The 1,308-nt window shown below is 67.4% G+C and carries 1 protein-coding gene; it reads right to left on the bottom strand.

Annotation, left to right across the window (positions count from 1 at the left end; genetic code table 11):
• Positions 1-70: 70 nt before the first annotated feature.
• On the bottom strand, positions 71-1,234 hold the full coding sequence (gene mqnE, locus AOK15_RS41380; RefSeq protein ID WP_055513472.1) for an aminofutalosine synthase MqnE: 1,164 nt from the start codon (positions 1,232-1,234) through the stop codon (positions 71-73).
• Positions 1,235-1,308: the final 74 nt, after the last annotated feature.

Below are 1,308 nucleotides of genomic sequence, written 5' to 3'. Positions count from 1 at the left end.
CTGCGCGAGAAACCACACACCACCCGCACCCGCCAACGCACACGCACCCCCGAGCTACTGGGCGCCCGGCTCACACCCTCATCGGCTGAGGAGACTCTCGCCGCAGCGGATCCGCCCCCTCGTACTCCCGGATGATCTCGTACCGCGTGTTCCGCTCCACCGGCCGGAACCCGGCGTCGCGGATGAGGTCCAGCAGGTCCTCACGGGTCAGCTTGTTCGGCGTGCCGTAGTTGTCCGCGTCGTGCGTGATCTTGTACTCGACGACCGACCCGTCCATGTCGTCCGCGCCGTGCTGGAGCGCGAGCTGCGCGGTCTGGACGCCGTGCATCACCCAGAAGACCTTCACGTGCGGGACGTTGTCGAACAGCAGCCGCGACACCGCGAAGGTCTTCAGTGCCTCCGCGCCCGTCGCCATCTGCGTACGCGCCTGGAGCCGGTTGCGCACCTTGCCGTCCTGCACGTCCACGAAGTCGTGCTGGTAGCGCAGCGGGATGAAGACCTGGAAGCCGCCGGTCTCGTCCTGGAGCTCCCGCAGCCGCAGGACGTGGTCGACGCGGTGCCGGTGCTCCTCGATGTGGCCGTAGAGCATGGTGCACGGGGTCTTCAGACCCTTCTCGTGCGCCAGGCGGTGGATCCGCGACCAGTCCTCCCAGTGGGTGCGGTGGTCGACGATGTGCCTGCGGACCTCCCAGTCGAAGATCTCCGCGCCGCCGCCCGTCAGGGACTCCAGGCCCGCGTCGATCAGCTCGTCGAGGATCTCCGACGCCGACAGTCCGCTGATCGTCTCGAAGTGGTGGATCTCCGTGGCCGTGAAGGCCTTCAGCGAGACGTTCGGGAGGGCCGCCTTCAGCTCCCGCAGCGAGCGCGGGTAGTAGCGCCACGGCAGGTTCGGGTGCAGCCCGTTGACGATGTGGAGTTCCGTGAGGTTCTCCGACTCCATCGCCTTGGCGAGCTTGACGGCCTCCTCGATGCGCATCGTGTACGCGTCCTTCTCCCCCGGCTTGCGCTGGAAGGAGCAGTAGGCGCAGGAGGCCGTGCACACATTGGTCATGTTGAGGTGACGGTTGACGTTGAAGTGGACGACGTCGCCGTTCTTCCGCGTCCGCACCTCGTGCGCGAGCCCGCCCAGCCACGCCAGGTCGTCCGACTCGTACAGCGCGATGCCGTCCTCGCGGGTCAGCCGCTCACCGGAGCGGACCTTCTCCTCCAGCTCGCGCTTGAGCCCGACGTCCATGCCTCCGCCTTCCCTCAGTCTTCCCTCATGACAACCCAGCCACCGTACTCCCCGAGGTCTACTGCTCCTCGGGC

Origin of the sequence: Streptomyces ossamyceticus (assembly GCF_001418475.1) — a bacterium.
Lineage (GTDB): Bacteria > Actinomycetota > Actinomycetes > Streptomycetales > Streptomycetaceae > Streptomyces > Streptomyces ossamyceticus.
The sequence above is the reverse complement of the archived record's forward strand: the minus strand, read 5'-3'. Positions and strand labels throughout refer to the sequence as shown.